Origin of the sequence: Actinospica robiniae DSM 44927 (assembly GCF_000504285.1) — a bacterium.
GTDB classification, from domain to species: Bacteria; Actinomycetota; Actinomycetes; order Streptomycetales; family Catenulisporaceae; genus Actinospica; species Actinospica robiniae.
In genome coordinates, this window is the sequence record NZ_KI632511.1 from 6822902 (window position 1) to 6843268 (window position 20367).

Genomic DNA, 20367 nt, shown 5'->3' on the forward strand with positions numbered 1-20367 from the left:
CGCCGCGGCTCGCAGATGCCGCGGCGCCGGCCAGACTAGAACAGCGCGTTCGGGCCGCCGGCCAGCCCGATCTGGACCAGCTGCGCGCTGGTCGGATGCCGTAGATCGGCGAACAGCACGGCGAACTCGTCGTCGAAAGCCCGGGATTTCTGGGCGATGGTCAGCGCGACGTAATCGCCGCCGACGACCTCGACCTCGGTCGCGTCGTCGAGCGTTTCGAAGGTGCCGTCGTCGGCGGCCTCCCAGTGCCCGGGGGCGGTCTGGCCGCAGGACATACCCCGCCGGTCGAAGTCGTCGACCTTCTCCAGGATGTCGGGGAGCTGGGAACAGGGCGAGGACTTCGTCGCCGGGAAGACCGTGATGGTCACGTCGTAGCCGAGGTCGGGCCCGTCCGTCGCGGCCTGGTGCGCGGATGCGGGCAGCCGATAGCCGAGCCAAGCGGCCGGGTTCTGGTGGAAGTACCCCGCGACGGTCTTCGCGCCGGGCATCTCGAGCACGTAGAGCATCGACGGCGGCACGTTGATCTCGTGGCGCAGGACGTCGGCAGTCTGGGCGCGCATGCCCCGCAGCAGGGCCGGCCAGGTCAGCGCCAGGGCCGCGGCCACCAGCACGCAGACCTCGACGGCCAGCCTTCGGCGAATCCCGGGCATCACGAGCCAGCCGACGAGCGGATAGGGCAGGCAGGAGATCGCGTACTTCTCCAGCACGGTCGCCCACCAGAAGTCGCCGGTGGCGGGCAGGTTCAGCGAGTTCGGCAGCAGGAAGACGACGCTGCCGGCCAGCAGCACCAGCAAGACCCGCCACAGTGCATGACGCCAGGTCCAGTGGATGTAGTGCACGCCGACGAGGACGAAGAGCGCGGCCAAGACCATGAGCGGCGCCAAGACGATCGTGACCACCACGGGCTGCGGATGGCCGTGGTTGACGGCCAGCCCGATCACCGGCCCGGCGACGAGGCCGAAGCCGAGGCTCGCCGCCAGCCAATGTGTCAGCCCACGTCGTCGCAGCCCGCTGTGGCGCGCGGCCCAGGACGGCGCCGATTCCTCGATCGGCAAGGTGGCCTCGTCCGTTGTCTCCGTATCCGAGTTCGCATCAGGCACCGGCGACGAGCTCCTCTCGGACGGCCTACTCCAGCAGCTCCGCCTGCAGGCTGAACTCCTGGCGGAACGGCGTAACGCCCACGGAACTCGGCGCGGTGTAGACGATTTCCAGCACCGTATCGTGCAGCTGCGCGATTCCGTACCAGGTGTTCTTCGTACCCCGTGCCTCCTTGTCGTACGTCAGGGGGTTCGAACCCAGCATGAGAAGCGAGGTCGCGGCGTTGCTCGGCTCGCCCGTCATGTCGTCGAGAATGGTGAAGGCCGCAGCGGCGTTGCGCTCGTTGCCGAACTGCAGCAGGTAGATCTTCGTCTCCGCGCCATCGGTCGTCTTCCACGACTCCGCCGCCGTGTGCCGCCAGCCGTACTCGCCGAAGTCCAGCCGCGCCGCGTCCGACGTGGTGAGCTTCTCCGAGTCGGCTTCGGAGAGCCAGCCGTGGCTCAGCTCCAGCGCTTCGTCGTCGACCGCGCCCTGCGGTGCCGGCAGCAGCAGCTTCCTGATGTCGGCCAGGTGCTGCTCGCCGATGTTCGCCAAGTCGTCGGGCGTGAGCTGGCCGGGAGCCAACGTGGGCAGCGACAGCGGCGCGAAGACGTATCGCCCGTCGGTAGCGGTCTTGAGACCCGGCAGGTCGGCACGCTGCGGCGCCATCATCGCGAACGCGCAGCCGGCCCCGACGACGACGGCGGCAGCCAGCGCGCCGGCCCACCGCCAAGGGAATGGACGCTTCGGCTTCGCCGGCAGCACCGGGACCTGCGGCGAGATATCCCACTGCTGAGCGATCGCCTCCGGCTGCGGCTCCGGCTGCTCAGACATTCTGCCCCCCGATGCTCGGATCGCCGCTGGGCGCGGTCAGTATCTGGTTGCCCTTCAACCGATCCAGCTGCCGCGCGATCATCTTCACGGCGCTCCCCTGGTCCAGCGGCGCCGCCCCGCTGACCTCCACCACGACCTCGACATCGCCGTACGAGGCCGCGCACAGCATCTCGTCGACGCGGTCGCTGCCGAGGCTCGGCGGCAGTACGCATTTGGCCGTGCCATAGCCGGGGACGGAGGTGCCCTGGCGGTAGCCGAGGCCGTCGACGAGGCTGCCGAGCGACTTCTCGTCGGACGCCGCCGCTTTGGGGTCGAGCTGCATCAGCTCGAAGTCGATCTCCTCGGTGCCGGGTTCGTTCACCATCGTGCGCACGGCTATGCCTTGCAGATGCAGGTCGGCGAGGGTGCCCTTGGTGCTGGCCATGTCGTTTTTGGGCAGGCTCAGCAGCTGTCCCTGGATTTGTGCGTCGACCTGGGCCGCGGAGATGTAGTTGTTGTCGCCGATCGTGCCGATGTCGGGGCCGAGCGAGTAGCCCGTCGGCAGGGGCAGGAGGTAGGCGAACAGCGAGCCGTAATGCGAGCCGTCGGAGCGGACTGCGCCGGTGATCGGCGTCTGGATGGCGTTGGTCCGCGCCTGCGCCGAGGCGGCGGCGTCGGCCACGGCTTGCTGCTGGCCGTGCGTCACGTCGCGCGCGTGCACCACGCAGACGCCGACGGCGGCGCCGACGACGAGCGAGGCCACCGCGCCGGCGGCGAGCCGGGTTCGGATGGAGGCGGACATCTACAGCCTCGCCATCTGCTGCGTCATCAGGTCATCGATCAGCGATGGGTCGGGGACGCGCTCGGTCGAGCCGACCCAGAACTCGACGGCGAGGTCGCCGTGCGCGGCCGCGCCGTAGTCGAGGTGATCGCCGTCCTCCGTGTAGGTGTCCGCGACGGCCGACGCGTCGAGCAGCGGCGGGGTGTCGATGGGCGAGCCCTCGGACGAGATGCCGTCCAGAAAGGCGTTGGTGTCATAGGAGGGGGCGTACCGGAAGATGCGGATCTCCTCGTAGTAGCCCGATGACGTAGTCCAGCCGGTGTCCGCGACGGCCCGTACGCCGGCATTGATCTTGTCCGAGAAGCACTCTGCCTGGCGGTCGTCGGAGCAGAGCTCGGCGTCATCCATGACGTCCAGCCATTGGTGATCCCACGCGTCCTGCACCGAGGCGCCGGCCGGGGTGGGCAGCAGAAGCTTGGTCAGATCGCCGTCGGTCACGGTCAGATCGTCTTGGGACGGGGGCAGCGTCGGCGGGGCGACGCCCGCGTACACGCCGACCGGAGCGTACTTCGGCGCCGCCGGGAGCAGGGCCGGCAGCGGCGTGGGCGGACGGGAGGACTGGATCGCGTAGCCGACGCCCGCTCCGCCGAGCAAGCCGAGGACGACGGCGCTCGCCATGAGCGTGCGGGTCTTGATTCGGCGCCGAGGCTTGCGGGCGGCCGGGATCTGGCACAGCGGGGGTTCGGGGAGCGGCGGCAGCATCTGCATGGGCAGAGCCGGCGGTGCCGGATCAGCCACCGCCGCCGCCAACGCCGCCGGGTCCTGCTGCGGTTCCGGTTCCGGCGTCTGTTCGTTCTCGGTCATCTTCTCCCCGCCCTAACCGTTCCCCAGTCGAGCATGCTCGGCCTTGATGACCTGCGCGAGATCCGAAGCAGTCACCGGTTCGTCGCCGAAGATGCTCACCTGGAAGAACGTGTCGCCATCCCGGTACGCGCCGATGAGCACGTATGTCCCGCCCTTGTGGTAGCTCCAGCCGACCGCGCCGGAGACGCCGGGGACGGAGATGCGCTTGGTGCCGCTGCTGGTGGATCCGGTGAATCCGCTGAGCCATTGCGAGGATCCGTTCGATCCGGCGAACCGCAGGAGCTCGATGGTCACGTTCGCGCCCATCGTCGAGTCCTGGTACGTCCGGTCGCAGGCGGCCTTGAACCCGAGCTCGCGCAAGAGAGAGCGCACACTCGAGCCGCCGCCGTAAGCGTCGACGACGTCGTTCGTGGTTTCGGTGGCGCCGTCCGGGTCGCCCTGCACCGAGCTCGGTCCGTCGGGCGGCGGCAGCAGGAAGTAGCGCAGGTCGCCGCTGTGCACGCCGCCGCTGACGTGGCCGGTGACGGTCGAGGTCGGAGTGGCGCTGGTCGGCGGTTGTGTAGTCGGTGCCGCGCTTGCGGTGGAAGGACTCGGCGAGGGTGCCGCGGAAGCCGCGCTCGTCGCGGTCGTGTCGGCCAGGCTCGCCACCCTGACCGGGCCGGGCGATGCGATCGCGATCACGGCGAACGCGGTGACCGCCGCGATCGCGGCGTAGCCGAGCCCGATTCCGGTGCCCAGCAGGACTCTGCCGCGCGCCTTGGCCGAGGCCGAGGTCGAGGACGCGGTCAGGAAGGAAGCGGAGAGCGTGCCCCAGGCCGGCACCCCCGATCCTTCGGGCTCCGCTGCCATCGTGGCCGGTGGCGGGCCGCTGTGCATTGATATGGACGTACCGCCCTGATCGAGGCCATCCGTTTGCGCCTGCCTCGAAGCGCGCTCCGGCGGCTCCGATTCCCCCGCGGATATGGCGAATCCGGCGCTCCGACCGACCTCCGTGTCCCCGGCGCCGGGCGCCGGGCCCTTTTCGGCGTCGATGGACGGTCGGTTGAACGGTTCCGGCTCGACGGGCTCCGACTGTTCGTCGGACACCGTTCCCTCCCTGGCTGCTTATATCAGGACCCCGCTGTCGTTCCGCGAAGTCCTCACCGGTCTACACCCTCTCCGCCGAGCATGTCATGGCCCTCCGACAACGATTCGGTATCCGCATACGGACATCGCCGTTACACGGCGCCGCTTCGGGGTATGCCTGCCCGTCCACGCTCGCCGCGCGCCTTCGCGCCCCGCGCCGACGGCGCCTCCGTGCGGCGCCGTCGACGGGCGGATCCGAGCTCTGATGGCCCATGCGCAGCCGTTTTCCACGCCTTCTTCACGACGCGCGATCAACTCATCGCGTAGAGTGAGCGCCGTGCCCGCCATCCTGCCCCGCCGCCCGGAAGTGCCGCCCGCGGCCCGGGTGGCGGCCGCGGTGGGCGCCGCCGTGGCCGCCACCGCCGTCTTCGTGCTCGGTGCCGTTCTGCACTGGGGCGGGGTCGGCGACCGTTCCAGCCGCACCGTCGCCGACATCATGGGCGACTTCGGACTGGCCGGCGCGGCCGCGCTGGCCGCGGTCTCCAGTGTTCGCAGGGCCCTGACTCTTTCCGGGGCGCTGCGGGTGTCCTGGCTGCTGTTCGCCGGATCGGCGCTGGTGGCCGGGTTCGGCAACGCGGTGTGGGGCTGGTACGAGCTCGTGCTGCGCACCTCCCCGCCGGTGCCGTCGATGGCCGACTGGGCCTTCCTGTGCTTCGCGCCCTTCGCGATGGCGGGCACGCTGGTGCACCACCGCGGCGTGGGCGGACCGCTGGCCTGGCTGCGGCTCGGGCTCGACGGGACGCTGGTGGGCGGCGCGCTGTTCACCGCCGGGTGGGGGGTGGCGCTGTCCCGGGTCGCCTACAGCGACGGGCATACACCCACGCAGATCACCTTCGCGCTGGCCTATCCGGTGTTCGACATCCTGCTGGTGTCTCTCGTGCTGTGCCTGCGCCACCGCGGCAAGGGGCGCGGCGACGGCGCCTCGATGCTGATGCTGGTGTGCGGATACAGCGTCGTCGTGGTCTTCGACGGCCTGTGGACCCTGCCGCAGGTGCGGGCGCACTACTACTCCGGCGAGCTGATGGACGCCGGCTGGTTCTTCGGATACCTGCTGCTGGCCATCGCGCCGTGGATGTCCGTGTGGCGAGCCGAAGCCGGCGCCGGCGTGGCGTCCGGCTGGCGGACGCGCCTGCTCGCCGGCAGCCGGCGGCTGGTCGACCTCGCCGGCCAGCTCTTCCCTTATCTGGCCGGATCCACCTGCCTGGCCGTGATCATGAGCGACGGGCTGCGCGGGCGCCACCAGGTGCACCCGGTGCCGCTGATCACCGGCTGCGCGGTGCTGGCCGCGCTGGTGGCGCGCCAGGCCCTGACGCTGACCGAGAACCTGCGGCTGACCAAGCAGCTGACCCTGCGCGAGAACCACTTCCGCTCTCTGGTCCAGGGCGCCAGCGAGGTCATCATGACCCTGACGCGCCCGGGCCGGCTCGGCTACATCTCCCCGGCGGTCAGCGGCGTGCTCGGCTACGAGCCGCAGCATCTGATCGGCAGCTCGCTCTACGACCTGATCCACCTCGAGGACCGGAGGGGCGTGATCGAGGCGGTGGACCGCTTCCTGGCCGGGGTGGCGCCGGCCGTGCTGGTCGAGTGCCGGATCCGGGCCGCGCGGGTGATGCCGCTGCCGGGCGCGGGGGAGGGGGCGCAGTCGATCTGGCGGCACGCCGAGTCCACCGTCACCCGGCACTGCGGCGGCCTGGTCTTCACCATCCGGGACGTGAGCGACCGGGTCGCGCTGCGCAACCAGCTGGCCTACAACGCGTACCACGACGCGCTCACCGGGCTGCCCAACCGCGCGCTGTTCGGCGAACGGCTGGCCCAGGCGCTGCATCAGCGTTCGGCGGCGCGCCGGCCGCCGGCCGTGGTCTTCCTGGATCTGGACTGGTTCAAGGAGGTCAACGACGCGCAGGGCCACGCCGTCGGCGACGAGCTGCTGATCGAGGCCGCGGCCCGGCTGCGCGCGGCGGTCCGGGTCGGGGACACGGTCGCCCGGTTCGGCGGGGACGAGTTCGCCGCGCTGGTGCAGGCCGGCGACGACGGCACGGTGCACGAAGTGGCCGAGCGGCTGCACGCGGCGCTGGTGCGGCCCTATCTGCTGCCGGCCGGCCGGTTCGTGGTCGGCGCCTCGGTCGGCGTGGCGTTCTGGCGTCCGGGGATGTCGGCCGCGCAGCTGCTGCGCGAGGCGGATCTGGCGATGTACGAGGCGAAGGGCGAGGGCAAGGGCCGGCTGATCGTCCGTGAGGCGCCGGTGCCGCGGTGAGCCGGATGCGCCGCCGCATGCGGCGATGAAGAGGAAATGGACATTGTATGTCCGGCATTCGAGACGCACGGCGGGGTGGCTTGACGGCACCGGGCCGTGCGCGAGTATGGTCGCCCCATGCGGATTTCCCACGCGCGTCAGCGCGAGCTCGTACTTGGCCAGCGCGCCGGCTGAAGCCCCCTCAAGGGCCCACCTGCCAGCGCGCTTCCCTCGGTTGCCCCTTCGGGCCCGAGGGTTTTTTGTTGGCCGCATACAGCATCGCCCGGGTAGGAAGCCCGGACCCAGACCGAGAGAAGCCTCACCATGACGGAGCAGGGCAGCAGCCTTCGCGCACCCGAGCTGACCGGAGCCCAGGCCCTCATCCGCGCCCTCGAGGAGCTGGGTGTGGACACCGTGTTCGGCATCCCCGGCGGGACGATCCTGCCGGCCTACGACCCGCTGTTCGACTCCAAGCAGATCCGCCACATCCTGGTGCGCCACGAGCAGGGCGCCGGCCACGCCGCGACCGGCTACGCGCAGGCCACCGGCAAGGTCGGGGTGTGCATGGCCACCTCCGGTCCGGGCGCGACCAACCTGGTCACCCCGATCGCCGACGCCTATATGGACTCCGTCCCGATGGTGGCCATCACCGGGCAGGTGGCCAGCGCGCAGATCGGCACCGACGGCTTCCAGGAGGCCGACATCTGCGGCATCACGATGCCGATCACCAAGCACAACTTCCTGGTGACCCGGCCCGAGGACATCCCCCGGGCCGTCGCCGAGGCCTTCCACATCGCCGGCACCGGCCGGCCCGGCCCGGTCGTGGTGGACATCCCCAAGGACGTGCTGCAGGCCACCGCCCCGTTCCGCTGGCCGGTGGAGCTGAACCTGCCCGGCTACCGGCCGGTGTCCAAGCCGCACGGCAAGCAGATCCGCGAGGCGGCCCGGCTGCTCGGGCTGGCCCGGCGCCCGGTGCTCTACGTCGGCGGCGGCGTGCTCAAGGCCCGCGCCACCGCGGAGCTGCTGGAGCTGGCCGAGCTGACCGGCGCGCCCGTCGTCACGACCCTGATGGCCCGCGGCGCCTTCCCGGACAGCCACCGCCAGCACCTGGGCATGCCCGGCATGCACGGCTCGGTGGCCGCGGTCACCGCGCTGCAGAAGTCGGACCTGATCGTCGCGCTCGGCGCCCGCTTCGACGACCGGGTGACCGGCAAGCTGGTCAGCTTCGCCCCGGACGCCAAGGTCGTGCACGCCGACATCGACCCGGCCGAGATCTCCAAGAACCGCACCGCGGACGTCCCGATCGTCGGCGACTGCCGCGAGGTGCTGACCGAGCTGTCCGCCGCCGTGCGCGCCGAGGCCGCGGCCGGCCGCGCCGGGGACTACGCGGCCTGGTGGGACTCGCTCGAGGACTGGCGCACCCGCTACCCGCTGGGCTACGAGACCGAGCCCGGCCAGCTGGCCCCGCAGTACGTGATCGAGCGGATCGGCAAGATCGCCGGCCCGGACGCCATCTACACCACCGGCGTCGGGCAGCACCAGATGTGGGCGGCGCAGTTCATCTCGTACGAGAAGCCCAACACCTTCCTCAACTCCGGCGGCGCGGGCACCATGGGCTACGGCGTGCCGGCCGCGATGGGCGCCAAGGCCGGCCGGCCGGACGCGACGGTGTGGTGCATCGACGGCGACGGCTGCTTCCAGATGACCAACCAGGAACTGGCCACCTGCGCGCTCAACAACATCCCGATCAAGATCGCCGTCATCAACAACGGCGCCCTGGGCATGGTGCGGCAGTGGCAGACGCTGTTCTACAACCAGCGTTACTCCAACACGAACTTGCGCGCAAGCGCGGGGACGGGGTCCCAAATTCGGATCCCGGACTTCGTCAAGCTGGCCGAGGCCTACGGCTGCGTGGGCCTGCGCTGCGAGAGTCCGGACCAGGTCGACTCGGTGATCGAGAAGGCCATGGCCATCACCGACGCGCCGGTGGTGATCGACTTCGTGGTGCACGAGGACGCCATGGTGTGGCCGATGGTGCCCGCCGGGCTGTCCAACGACGAGATCCTGGCCGCGCGCGACCAGCGTCCTGAGTTCGACGAGGAAAGTGAGTGAGCACCATGACGAACTCGGCCCCGGCCCAGACGCACACGCTCTCCGTGCTGGTCGAGAACCGCCCGGGCGTGCTGGCCCGGGTCTCCGCGCTCTTCTCCCGGCGCGGATTCAACATCGAGTCGCTCGCGGTCGGACCGACCGAGCACTCGGAGATCTCCCGGATCACCCTGGTCGTGAACGTCGAGGACCACCCCCTCGAACAGGTGACCAAGCAGCTCAACAAGCTGGTGAACGTGCTCAAGATCGTGGAGCTGGAACCCTCGGCCTGCGTCCGGCGCGAACTGATCCTGGTCAAGGTGCGGGCGGATGCCTCCGAGCGCCAGCACGTGCTCGCCACCCTCGAGCCCTTCGGCGCGCGGGTGGTGGACATGTCCACCGACAGCCTCGTGATCGAGGCCACCGGCGAGTCCGCCAAACTGGAGGCGCTGCTGCGCGTGCTCGAGCCCTTCGGCATCAAGGAGCTGGTCCAGTCGGGCCTGCTCGCCGTCGGGCGCGGCTCGCGCTCCATCACCGACCGATCGCTGCGCGCCGTCGAACGCGCCGCATAGCCGACCCATCCACGGCCCGCGCCCCGGCAGCACCGGGACGCCGGCCACCGGACACGAGAAGAAGAGACACGAACCATGGCTGTTGAGATGTTCTACGACGACGACGCGGACCTCTCGGTCATCCAGGGCCGCAAGGTCGCCGTCCTCGGCTACGGCTCCCAGGGCCACGCCCACGCGCTGAGCCTGCGCGACTCGGGCGTGGACGTGCGGGTCGGCCTGAAGGCGGACTCCAAGTCCCGGGCCAAGGCCGAGGAGCAGGGCCTGCGCGTGGTCACCCCGTTCGAGGCCTGTGCCGAGGCGGACGTCATCATGATCCTGGTGCCGGACCCGGTGCAGCGCGCGGTGTACGAGGAGGCAGTGGCCCCGAACCTCAAGGACGGGGACGCGATCTTCTTCGGCCACGCCCTGAACATCCACTTCGAGCTGATCACCCCGCCGGCCAACATCGACGTCGCCATGGTGGCGCCGAAGGGCCCGGGCCACCTGGTGCGCCGTCAGTTCGCCGACGGCTTCGGCGTCCCGTGCCTGATCGCGGTGGCCCAGGACGCCTCCGGCAAGGCCCAGGACCTGGCGCTCTCCTACGCCAAGGGCATCGGCGGCACCCGCGCCGGGGTCATCAAGACCACGTTCAAGGACGAGGTCGAGACCGACCTGTTCGGCGAGCAGGTCGTGCTCTGCGGCGGCGTGGAGGAGCTGATCAAGGCCGGCTTCGAGACGCTGACCGAGGCGGGCTACGAGCCGGAGATCGCCTACTTCGAGTGCCTGCACGAGCTCAAGCTGATCGTGGACCTGATCTACGAGGGCGGCCTGACCAAGATGAACTGGTCGGTCTCGGAGACCGCGGAGTGGGGCGGCTACAAGACCGGCCCGCGCATCATCACCGCCGAGACCAAGGCGGAGATGAAGAAGGTGCTGGCCGAGATCCAGTCCGGCCAGTTCACCCGCGAGTGGATCGCCGAGTACGACGGCGGGCTCAAGGAGTACAAGAAGCTCTACGACGCCACCACCAACCACCCGATCGAGAAGGTCGGCAAGCAGCTGCGTTCGCTGATGTCCTGGGTCAACACCGAGGACTGATCCGGCGGCTTCGAGCCCCCCTCCCGCCCCGGCGGGAGGGGGGCTTCGTCATGTCCGTCGTGTGACTCTCCGTCATTCATTCGGCGGCAAGAGCGCGCGTCGGGACGCGTAACGCCCTAGTTTGTCCATAGTTGTCAGGTGAAATGACTCTGTCAACGAAAGAGATCTAGGGCTGAAGGAGCGCGAATGTCCGGGACGGTGAGACGGCGGCAGAGGCGGCGCTGGACAGTGGTGTGCGCCGCGATGGCGACCGGGCTCGCGCTGCTGGCCGGCTGCGGCGGTTCGGGCAACAGCAGCTCGAGCGGGAACTCGACCCAGTCCATCTCCGGCACCTCGGCCGCCGACACGTTCAACTCCGGCACTCCCAAGCAGGGCGGCTCGGTCACCTGGACGATCGAGAAGACCATGCAGAACTGGAACGTGCTCTCGGCGGACGGCAACACCTTCGACTACGCCCAGGTCGTCAACCCGCTCACCCCCTCGACGTACATCTTCAACCCGTCCTACCAGGTCACGCTCAACTCCGACCTGCTGGTGAGCGCGAGCCAGACGAGCAGCAGCCCGCAGACCGTGGTCTACAAGATCCAGCCGAACGCGGTCTGGTCCGACGGCACGCCGATCAACGCGGACGACTTCGTCTACAACTGGCAGGTGCAGAACGGCACCGACCCGAACATCGCGGCCGCCTCCACCACCGGCTACTCGAACATCCAGTCGGTCACCGGCTCGGACAACGGCAAGACCGTCACCACCGTGTACAAGACCCCGTTCGGCGACTGGAAGTCGCTGTTCATCAACATGTACCCGGCGCACATCGCCAAGCAGCACGGCAACAACGAGCAGTCCTTCAACTGGTTCCAGACCAACCCGCCGCCGGTCTCCGGCGGTCCGTTCGTGGTCTCGAGCGTGTCCGCGGACAAGACCTCGGTCATCCTCAAGCGCAATCCGAAGTGGTACGGCAAGGCGGTCCCGCTCGACCAGGTCACCTTCCGGGCCATCACCGACGCGGCCCAGGAACCCACCGCGCTGCAGAACCACGAGGTGGACGGGATCTACCCGCAGCCGGAGACCAACCTGGTCAACCAGCTCAAGAACATGGGCAGCACGATCACCTACAAGATCGACGCGGGCCTGGGCTTCGAGCACATCGACTTCAACCTGAAGAACTCCGCGCTCGGCAACGCCACCTGGGGCAAGACCCTGCGCACGGCGATGTTCACCGCGACCGACCGCAACGCGATCCTGTCCAAGACCATCCAGCAGTTCCAGAGCTCGGCGGTGCCGCTCAACAGCCGGATGTTCGTGCAGGGCCAGAACGGCTTTCAGGACAACGTCACCCAGTTCGGCCTCGGCACCGGCAACCTGAGCAAGGCCCAGCAGGAGCTGACCAGCGCCGGCTTCAAGAACGTCGGCTCGGGCAAGGGCGGCCTGACCGCGCCCGACGGCAGCAAGATCCCGACCTTCCAGATGAAGTACACGGTCGGCAACCAGATCCGCCTGGACACCTGCAGCCTGTTCGCCTCGGAGATGGCCCAGCTCGGCATCAACGTCGCGGTGACCCCGACCGACAACCTCGGCGCCACGCTCACCCAGACCGGCGGCAACGGCTACGACATCGTCGACTTCGCCTGGGTCAACACCCCGTTCCCGGCCTCGGCGAACCAGCCGCTCTACACCACCGGCGGGGGCGGCAACTTCGGCGGCTACTCGAACAAGAACGTCGACACCTGGCTGGCCACGGCCGCCTCGAGCTCGGACTCCGCGACCCAGATCTCGAACCTGAACAAGGCGGACCAGCAGATCAGCCAGGACGCCTACACACTGCCGCTCTACCAGAAGCCGACCCTGATCGCCTTCAACCCCAACCTGGTCAACGTCCGCGACAACGCGACCTCCATGGGCCCGACCTACAACGTCGGCCAGTGGGGCCTGAAGTCCTGACCCGGAGGCACCCCTCCGGCGGGGCACGAGTCGCGCGCGATCCGTGCCCCGCCGGGCCGTCCCCGGCCGCGCGCGCCCCTTCCGACACGAGGCCCCCATGCTCGCTTTCGCGCTCAGACGCCTGCTGATCTCGATCCCGGTCTTCATCGTCTCGACGTTCCTGGTCTTCCTCCTGGTGACCTGGGGCGCGGATCCGCTCGGCCAGCTCAAGGCGAAGAACCCGCCGCCGCCGCAGGCGGAGATCGACCAGCTCTCCAACCAGCTCTACCTCAACCACTCCATCCCGGAGCGCTACTGGCACTGGTTCTCCCAGCTCTTCTTCCACGGCAACTGGGGGCCCTCGGTCCAGGCGGGCACGAGCATCGGGCAGCTGCTGGCGACCAGCATCGAGCTGACCGCGCGGCTGGTCATCCTGGCCATCATCGTCGCGGTGATCCTGGCCATCATCGCCGGCGTGGTCAGCGCGACCCGGCAGTACTCGAAGACCGACTACGCCATCACCCTGATCGGCTTCCTGTTCCTCTCGCTGCCGGTGTTCTGGTTCGCCATCCTGCTCAAGCAGGCGGTGGTGAACCTGAACAACTCGACGGGCTGGTATGGGATCTCGACCTACGGCTCCGGCACCCCGGGCCTGACCGGCGGCGCGGCCTTCACCGACGCGATCGGCCACCTGATCCTGCCGACGGTCGTGCTGGCGATGTCCTCGTACGCGTCCTGGTCCCGGTTCCAGCGCGCCTCGATGCTCGACGTGCTCGGCAGCGACTACATGCGCCTGGCCCGGGCCAAGGGCCTGAGCCGGCGCCAGGTGATGATCCGGCACGGCCTGCGCACCGCGCTGATCCCGCTGACCACCCAGGTCGCCCTGGACGTCGCGGCGATCCTCGGCGGCGCGGTGCTGACCGAGTCCGTCTTCGGCTGGCAGGGCATGGGCACGATGCTGGTCAACGGCATCAACTCGTCCGACTTCAACGTCATCCTGGCCTGGCTGACCGTCTCCGCGATCTTCGTGATCGTCTTCAACCTCATCGCCGACCTTCTCTACGGTGTCCTGGATCCGAGGATTCGCCATGCATGAACTCCCCCGGGAGGACCCGGAGCCCACCGAGATCACGCCGTCGGCCGGATCGGAGCGTCCGTTCCAGGAGCGCGAGTTCACGGTCAAGGCGCGCACCCAGACGCAGCTGGTGCTGCGCCGCTTCATGCAGCACCGGCTGGCCGTGGTGAGCCTGTTCGTGCTGATCGCGGTGATCCTGCTGGCCTTCGTGGGCGCGCCGCTGTGGCATTACAGCTACACCGACATCACCCCGGACAACTCGGTGCCGCCCTCGGGCACCCACCCGTTCGGCACCGACAACCTCGGCTACGACGAGTTCGCCCGGGTGCTGCGCGGCACCCAGCGCTCGCTCGAGATCGCGTTCAGCGTGGCCGTGCTGGCCACGCTGATCGGCACGGTCTGGGGCGCGGTGGCCGGGTACTACCGGGGCTGGCTGGACACGTTGATGATGCGCATCGCCGACCTGTTCCTGACCATCCCGATCCTGGCGGCCGGCGCGCTGCTCTCGCACCACTTCCAGTCCGCCGGCTGGTGGGCGCTGGCCCTGGTGATCGCGGGCCTGGCCTGGCCGGCCGTGGCCCGGATCGTGCGCGGCCAGACGCTCTCGCTGCGGGAGAAGGAGTACGTGGAGGCGGGCCGGTCGATGGGCGCCAAGGACGGGCGGATCATCTTCCGGCACATCCTGCCGAACGTGATCGGCCAGATCATCGTCGTGGTCACCATCCAGATCGCCTTCGCCATCCTGCTCGAGTCCTCGCTCTCCTACCTGGGCTTCGGCGTGCAGCCGCCGGACACCTCGCTCGGCACGCTGATCTCCACCGCGCAGACCGCGCTGCAGGGCGGCCAGTGGTGGCTGTTCTACTTCCCCGGCATCATGATCATCCTGATCAGCCTCTCGGTGAACTTCATCGGCGACGGGCTGCGGGATGCGTTCGACCCGTCCCAGCAGAGAGTGCGCGCCTGATGTCGACGAACAGCGGCTCCGCCGCGGTGCCCGCGGGGCCCACCGAGACGTACACCGACGCGGTGCTGACCGTGGAGGACCTGACCGTGGACTTCCCCACCCCGGACGGCGCGGTGCACGCGGTGCGCGGCGTCTCCTACCGGCTGCGCCCGGGCGAGGTGCTCGGCATCGTGGGCGAGTCCGGCTCGGGCAAGTCGGTCACCTCGATGGCGGTGATGGGTCTGCTGCCCAAGACCGCCAAGGTCTCCGGCTCGGTGCGCTTCCGCGACCGCGAGTTGCTCGGCCTGTCGGACAAGGAGATGAAGCGGGTGCGCGGCCGCAACGTCGCGATGATCTTCCAGGACCCGATGACCTCGCTCAACCCGGTCTACAAGGTCGGCCACCAGCTGGCCGAGGCGGTCCTGGCGCACCACGACGTGCCCAAGGCGCAGGCGCACAAGCGCGCGGTCGAGCTGCTCGAGATGGTCAACATCCCGCAGCCGGACCGCCGGGTGGATCAGTACCCGCACGAGTTCTCCGGCGGCATGCGCCAGCGTGTGGTGATCGCGATCGCGATGGCCAACAACCCGGACGTGATCATCGCGGACGAGCCGACCACCGCCCTCGACGTCACCGTGCAGGCCCAGGTGCTCGACTCGCTGCGGGCCGCGCAGCGCGAGACCGGCGCCGCGATGGTGCTGATCACCCACGACCTCGGCGTGGTGGCCGGCCAGGCAGACCGGGTGCTGGTGATGTACGCGGGCAAGCCGGTGGAGATCGGCTCGGTCGACGACATCTACTACCGGCCGCGGATGCCCTACACGCTCGGGCTGCTGGGCTCGCTGCCCCGGCTCGACAAGCGCGAGGCGACCCGGCTGACGCCCATTCAGGGATCCCCGCCCTCGCTGGTGAACCTGCCGCCCGGCTGCCCGTTCACCCCGCGCTGCCCGCTCGCCCAGGACGTGTGCCAGACCCGCGAGCCCGAGCTCGAACTGGTCGATCCGGACCAGGGCAGCCCGCTCGGGCACCGCGCCGCCTGCCACTTCAAGGACCGCGTCGCCCGGCACGCGCCGTCCGACCTGTTCGACGAGACCGCCGCGGACGCCGAGCTGCCGGTCGACTTCGGCGCGAGCGCGTACGACGACGAGGACATCCAGGGCCGCCGGCCGGAGGACATCGACGTCCGCTCGGTCAACAGCGACTTCGGGACGGAGGACGACCGCTCATGAGCTCGCTGACCCCGCCCTCGCCCCAGCAGCCGGATCCGCACTCGGCGCCCGGGGCGGTCCAGGGCGAGCCGATCCTGTCGGTCCGTCACCTGGTCAAGGAGTTCCCGATCCGGTCCAAGGGCCTGATCCCGCGCACCATCGGCGCCGTGCACGCGGTCTCCGACATCTCCTTCGACCTCTACCGCGGCGAGACGCTCGGCCTGGTGGGGGAGTCCGGCTGCGGCAAGAGCACCACCTCCCGCGCCGTGCTGCACCTGCAGCCGGCCACCAGCGGCAGCGTCGTGTTCGAGGGCGAGGAGGTGACCACGCTCAGCGCGCGGCGTCTGCGGGCTCTGCGACGCGACATGCAGCTGGTGTTCCAGGACCCGTACGCCTCGCTCAACCCGCGGATCACGGTCAACGAGATCATCGCCGAGCCGCTCAAGATCCACGGCCTGTTCCAGCGCGACGGCAAGCAGTACGTCGAGGACCTGATGCAGCGCGTCGGGCTGAATCCCGAGCACGGCAACCGGTATCCGCACGAGTTCTCCGGCGGCCAGCGCCAGCGCATCGGCATCGCCCGCGCGCTCGCGCTCAAGCCGAAGGTGCTGGTGCTCGACGAGCCGGTCTCCGCGCTCGACGTCTCCATCCAGGCCGGTGTGATCAACCTGCTGGAGGATCTTCAGGACGAGCTGGGGCTGGCTTATCTGTTCGTCGCGCACGACCTGTCCGTGGTCCGGCACATCGCCGACCGGGTGGCGGTGATGTACCTCGGCAAGATCGTGGAAGTCGGCCCGGCGGACCAGTTGTTCGAACATCCGCTGCACCCGTATACCCAGGCATTGATCTCAGCGATCCCCATTCCGGACCCCCGCCGGGAGCGCGAGCGGGAGCGGATCCTGGTGCAGGGTGACGTGCCCTCGCCGGCCAATCCGCCCTCCGGCTGCCGGTTCCGCACCCGGTGCCCGCTGTTCGTCACGCTCTCGGAGGCTGACCAGCAGCGATGCATCAACGAGGAGCCGGAGTTGATCGATCGGGGGCTCGGCGGCTCGCACGCCGCGGCCTGCCACTACGCGAAGGTCCAGAAGGTTATCTAACCTGAGCGCGAGGCCGGTGATCCGATCATCGGATGTTGCACAATCGGGACCGGCGCGGTATCAAAAGTGGTCCTGGCGCTTGCCGGACGAATCTGTACCATTGCTGGTGTACGGCCGAAAGACATGCGACGTTAACATTCGCCGATTCCGTGTGTCGTCGCCGTATGCCAGGACCACAGCGTCGTGGACCCGGGAGCTCATCCGTTGCTCAACCCCCACACCGACGGACGACCGGAGAGACGCTGTGTCAGGCAAACCCGTTGTGCTCATCGCCGAGGAGCTCAGCCCCGCCACCGTCGAGGCCCTCGGCCCCGACTTCGAAGTGCGCTACTGCGACGGCGCGGACCGCGCCGCCCTGCTGTCCGCCATCGTCGAGGCGGACGCGATCCTGGTGCGTTCGGCCACCCAGGTCGACGCCGAGGCCGTCGAGGCCGCCAAGAACCTCAAGGTGATCGCCCGCGCGGGCGTGGGCCTCGACAACGTGGACATCCCGGCCGCCACCCGGGCCGGGGTCATGGTGGTCAACGCGCCCACCTCGAACATCACCTCCGCGGCCGAGCTGACCGTGGCCATGATCCTGGCCAGCGCGCGCAACGTCGCGAGCGCCAACGCCGCGCTCAAGGCCGGCAAGTGGGCCCGGAGCAAGTACACCGGCGTCGAGCTCGACGGCAAGACCGTCGGCATCGTCGGCCTCGGCCGCATCGGCGCCCTGGTCGCCGCCCGGCTGCTGCCCTTCGGCGTGAAGCTGCTGGCCTACGACCCCTACGTGCAGGCCGGCAAGGCCGCCCAGATAGGGGCCCAGCTGGTCTCCCTGGACGAGCTGCTGGCCGAGTCCGACTTCATCACCGTGCACATGCCCAAGACCCCGGAGACCCTCGGCCTGATCGGCGCCGAGGCCCTGCTCAAGGTCAAGCCCACGGTCCGGATCGTCAACGTCGCCCGCGGCGGCCTGGTGGACGAGGCCGCGCTGGCGGACGCGATCCGCGAGGGCCGGGTGGCCGGCGCCGGCATCGACGTGTTCGCCAAGGAGCCGACCACCGAGTCCCCGCTGTTCGAGCTGGACTCCGTCGTGGTCACCCCGCACCTCGGCGCCTCCACCGACGAGGCCCAGGAGAAGGCCGGCATCTCGGTGGCCCGCTCGGTGCGCCAGGCCCTCGGCGGCGAGCTGGTCCCGGACGCGGTCAACATCCAGGGCGGCCTGATCGCCGAGGACGTGCGCCCGGGCCTGCCCCTGGCCGAGGAGCTCGGCCGGCTGTTCACCGCCCTCGCCGGCGGCGCCGCGCAGCAGCTCGACGTGGTGGTGGCGGGCGAGATCACCCAGCACGACGTCAAGGTGCTCGAGCTCTCCGCGCTCAAGGGCGTGTTCGCGGACATCACCGAGAGCCCGGTCTCCTTCGTCAACGCGCCCTACCTGGCTCAGGAGCGCGGCCTCGAGGTGCGGCTGACCACGACCTCGGAGTCTCCCGACTACCGCAACCTGGTCACCGTGCGCGGCGCGCTGGCCAGCGGCGAGATCGTCTCGGTGACCGGCACCATCGCGGGCAAGGCCCAGGTGCGCCGGATCGTGGACGTCAACGGCTTCACCGTGGACATCGGCCTCGAGGCGCACACCGTCTTCTTCCGCTACACCGACCGCGCCGGCGTGATCGGCACGCTCGGCCGGATCCTCGGCGAGGCCGGCGTCAACATCGCCGGCATGCAGGTCTCGCGCAACGCCCGCGGCGGCGAGGCGCTGGTCGCCCTCACCGTCGACTCGGCCGTCTCCGCCGAACTGCTCGCGGAGATCTCCGACGCCATCGGGGCCACCTGGTCCCGCAGCGCCGACCTGAGCGAATAAGGCCCTTCCGTCCCGCCGGCCGCACGCCGCGCGGGCGGAAAGCGAAGCCGCGTCCCCCTGAGGGGGCGCGGCTTTCGTCGTTTTCCTCCCCCCTACGGCTCAGGCATCTCAAATACTAGGAAGTCCGAAGAAAAACGAGACATCTCGCCCGACAAGGGGTACGGTCGGATACTAGGACGTCCGAGCAAACGGCCCCACCCCCGCCGCACCCGGACCCGCCCGCGTGGCCACAAGCCCGCGTGTCCGTACCCCACCGATAGTCAGCGAGGGACGGAACACGACGATGCACCAGCACCACCGTCACAGCACTCAGGATTCCGAAGCCAGGGCCGCGGCACGCCGTGCGCTGCAGCAGGCCTACGACTGGCGCGACGAGAGCGAACTCGAGTCTCGGGATGTGGACGGGCTTCTGCGCGAATTTGAGACGGGCGTACGCTACCCGGCATGCCCGACACCGCAGTCCGCAGCCGTGACAGTAAGCTGATCGATCTCGCCGTCATCGGCGGCGACGGGATCGGCCCGGAGGTGACCGCCGAGGCCCTGAAGGTCCTGCGCGCGGTCCTGCCGGAAGACGTCAAGCTCGAGACCACCGAGTACGCCCTGGGCGCCGAGCACTACCTGGCGACCGGCGAAGCGCTCTCCGAGGACACGCTCGAGGCACTGCGGCAGCACGACGCGATCCTGTTCGGCGCCGTCGGCGCGGCCCCGGGGGACACCCGGATCCCGTCCGGCCTGATCGAGCGCGGCATGCTGCTCAAGCTGCGTTTCGCCTTCGACCACTACGTCAACCTGCGCCCCTCCAAGCTGTGGCCGGGCACCACCGGCCCGCTGCGGAGCGAGGCTCCGATCGACTTCGTGGTCGTGCGCGAGGGCACCGAGGGGCCGTACACCGGCAACGGCGGAAGCCTGCGCACCGGCACGCCGCAGGAGATCGCCACCGAGGTCTCGCTCAACACGGCCTTCGGCATCGAGCGCGTCGTGCGCGACGCCTTCGAGCGGGCGCAGGCCCGCCCCCGGCGCAAGCTGACGCTGGTGCACAAGAACAACGTGCTGGTCCACGCGGGGCACCTGTGGACCCGCACCTTCAACGCGGTCGCGGCCGAGTACCCCGAGGTCGCCACCGACTACCTGCACGTGGACGCGGCCACCATCTTCCTGACCACGCAGCCCGAGCGCTTCGACGTGATCGTCACCGACAACCTGTTCGGCGACATCCTGACCGACCTCGCCGCGGCCATCTCCGGCGGCATCGGCCTGGCCGCGTCCGGCAACATCAACCCGACCGGCGCGTTCCCGTCGATGTTCGAGCCGGTGCACGGCTCGGCTCCGGACATCGCCGGCCTCGGCAAGGCCGACCCCACCGCCGCGATCCTGAGCGCGGCGCTACTGCTGGCGCACCTCGGCCACGCCGAAGCCGCCGCGCGGATCGAAACCGCCGTCGAGGCGGATCTGGCCGAGCGCGCCGACCTGGGCGTACGCGGCACCTCGGCCATCGGAGACGCCATCCGGGGGCGAGTAGCTCGGTGAGACGGTAGGAAAAACTGGGTTACCGTCTCACTAGGCGAGAACAACTAGTGTGACGGCCCCGGATGCCGTACACCCGATCCCACGGTCGGGCCGTCACGAGGCGTAATCCATCGTTACGGCCCGACGCAAG

Annotated in this window: 16 protein-coding genes; 11 read left to right on the top strand and 5 right to left on the bottom strand. The window is 69.7% G+C overall.

Going from position 1 to position 20367, the window contains the following annotated elements:
• Window positions 1-35: 35 nt before the first annotated feature.
• From ACTRO_RS29270 to ACTRO_RS29290, 5 genes are read right to left on the bottom strand one after another with little or no spacing between them, the layout of a single operon-like run.
• On the bottom strand, window positions 36-1100 hold the full coding sequence (locus ACTRO_RS29270; protein ID WP_034268226.1) for a hypothetical protein: 1065 nt from the start codon (window positions 1098-1100) through the stop codon (window positions 36-38).
• A gap of 25 nt (window positions 1101-1125) precedes the next feature.
• Window positions 1126-1911 (bottom strand): hypothetical protein, encoded by a 786-nt coding sequence (locus tag ACTRO_RS44100; RefSeq protein WP_051451563.1) that lies wholly within the window; start codon window positions 1909-1911, stop codon window positions 1126-1128.
• Window positions 1904-2653, bottom strand: coding sequence for a hypothetical protein (locus tag ACTRO_RS29280; protein ID WP_157436525.1), 750 nt, complete (start codon window positions 2651-2653; stop codon window positions 1904-1906). The genes ACTRO_RS44100 and ACTRO_RS29280 overlap by 8 nt, the downstream gene beginning before the upstream one ends.
• Window positions 2654-2692: 39 nt before the next feature.
• Window positions 2693-3535: a hypothetical protein gene (locus ACTRO_RS44105; RefSeq protein WP_051451564.1), complete on the bottom strand. Its 843-nt coding sequence runs from the start codon at window positions 3533-3535 to the stop codon at window positions 2693-2695.
• 12 nt (window positions 3536-3547) lie between these two features.
• Window positions 3548-4357 (bottom strand): hypothetical protein, encoded by an 810-nt coding sequence (locus tag ACTRO_RS29290; RefSeq protein WP_157436526.1) that lies wholly within the window; start codon window positions 4355-4357, stop codon window positions 3548-3550.
• A 580-nt stretch (window positions 4358-4937) separates the two neighbouring features.
• On the opposite strand from ACTRO_RS29290, the gene ACTRO_RS29295 reads away from it, so the two are divergent.
• The 11 genes from ACTRO_RS29295 (at window position 4938) to ACTRO_RS29345 (ending at window position 20237) form a co-directional block, all read left to right on the top strand.
• Window positions 4938-6914, top strand: a complete 1977-nt coding sequence (locus ACTRO_RS29295; protein ID WP_169739962.1) for a diguanylate cyclase domain-containing protein — start codon at window positions 4938-4940, stop codon at window positions 6912-6914.
• A 303-nt stretch (window positions 6915-7217) separates the two neighbouring features.
• Complete coding sequence (locus ACTRO_RS29300; RefSeq protein ID WP_051451566.1) at window positions 7218-9005, top strand: acetolactate synthase large subunit; 1788 nt, start codon at window positions 7218-7220, stop codon at window positions 9003-9005.
• Between the two features lie 5 nt (window positions 9006-9010).
• Window positions 9011-9553 carry an acetolactate synthase small subunit gene (ilvN, locus tag ACTRO_RS29305; RefSeq protein ID WP_034277236.1) on the top strand — a complete coding sequence of 181 codons (543 nt, stop codon included), beginning with the start codon at window positions 9011-9013 and terminating at the stop codon, window positions 9551-9553.
• A 75-nt stretch (window positions 9554-9628) separates the two neighbouring features.
• A complete protein-coding gene (gene ilvC, locus ACTRO_RS29310; protein ID WP_034268236.1) occupies window positions 9629-10630 on the top strand; it encodes a ketol-acid reductoisomerase in 1002 nt (333 codons plus the stop codon).
• A gap of 186 nt (window positions 10631-10816) precedes the next feature.
• Window positions 10817-12571: an ABC transporter family substrate-binding protein gene (locus ACTRO_RS29315; RefSeq protein WP_034268238.1), complete on the top strand. Its 1755-nt coding sequence runs from the start codon at window positions 10817-10819 to the stop codon at window positions 12569-12571.
• A gap of 97 nt (window positions 12572-12668) precedes the next feature.
• A complete protein-coding gene (locus ACTRO_RS29320) occupies window positions 12669-13646 on the top strand; it encodes an ABC transporter permease (protein ID WP_034268241.1) in 978 nt (325 codons plus the stop codon).
• Window positions 13639-14589 carry an ABC transporter permease gene (locus tag ACTRO_RS29325; RefSeq protein ID WP_051451568.1) on the top strand — a complete coding sequence of 317 codons (951 nt, stop codon included), beginning with the start codon at window positions 13639-13641 and terminating at the stop codon, window positions 14587-14589. Before ACTRO_RS29320 ends, ACTRO_RS29325 begins: the two co-directional genes overlap by 8 nt.
• The gene (locus tag ACTRO_RS29330) at window positions 14589-15797 is read left to right on the top strand and encodes an ABC transporter ATP-binding protein (RefSeq protein ID WP_084316604.1); all 1209 of its coding nucleotides are present in this window, start codon (window positions 14589-14591) and stop codon (window positions 15795-15797) included. Before ACTRO_RS29325 ends, ACTRO_RS29330 begins: the two co-directional genes overlap by 1 nt.
• Window positions 15794-16873 (top strand): ABC transporter ATP-binding protein, encoded by a 1080-nt coding sequence (locus ACTRO_RS29335; protein ID WP_084316605.1) that lies wholly within the window; start codon window positions 15794-15796, stop codon window positions 16871-16873. Before ACTRO_RS29330 ends, ACTRO_RS29335 begins: the two co-directional genes overlap by 4 nt.
• A 244-nt stretch (window positions 16874-17117) precedes the next feature.
• Window positions 17118-18710 carry a phosphoglycerate dehydrogenase gene (serA, locus tag ACTRO_RS29340; protein WP_034268243.1) on the top strand — a complete coding sequence of 531 codons (1593 nt, stop codon included), beginning with the start codon at window positions 17118-17120 and terminating at the stop codon, window positions 18708-18710.
• Window positions 18711-19154: 444 nt separating this feature from the next.
• The gene (locus ACTRO_RS29345; protein ID WP_034268245.1) at window positions 19155-20237 is read left to right on the top strand and encodes a 3-isopropylmalate dehydrogenase; all 1083 of its coding nucleotides are present in this window, start codon (window positions 19155-19157) and stop codon (window positions 20235-20237) included.
• Window positions 20238-20367 lie beyond the last annotated feature (130 nt).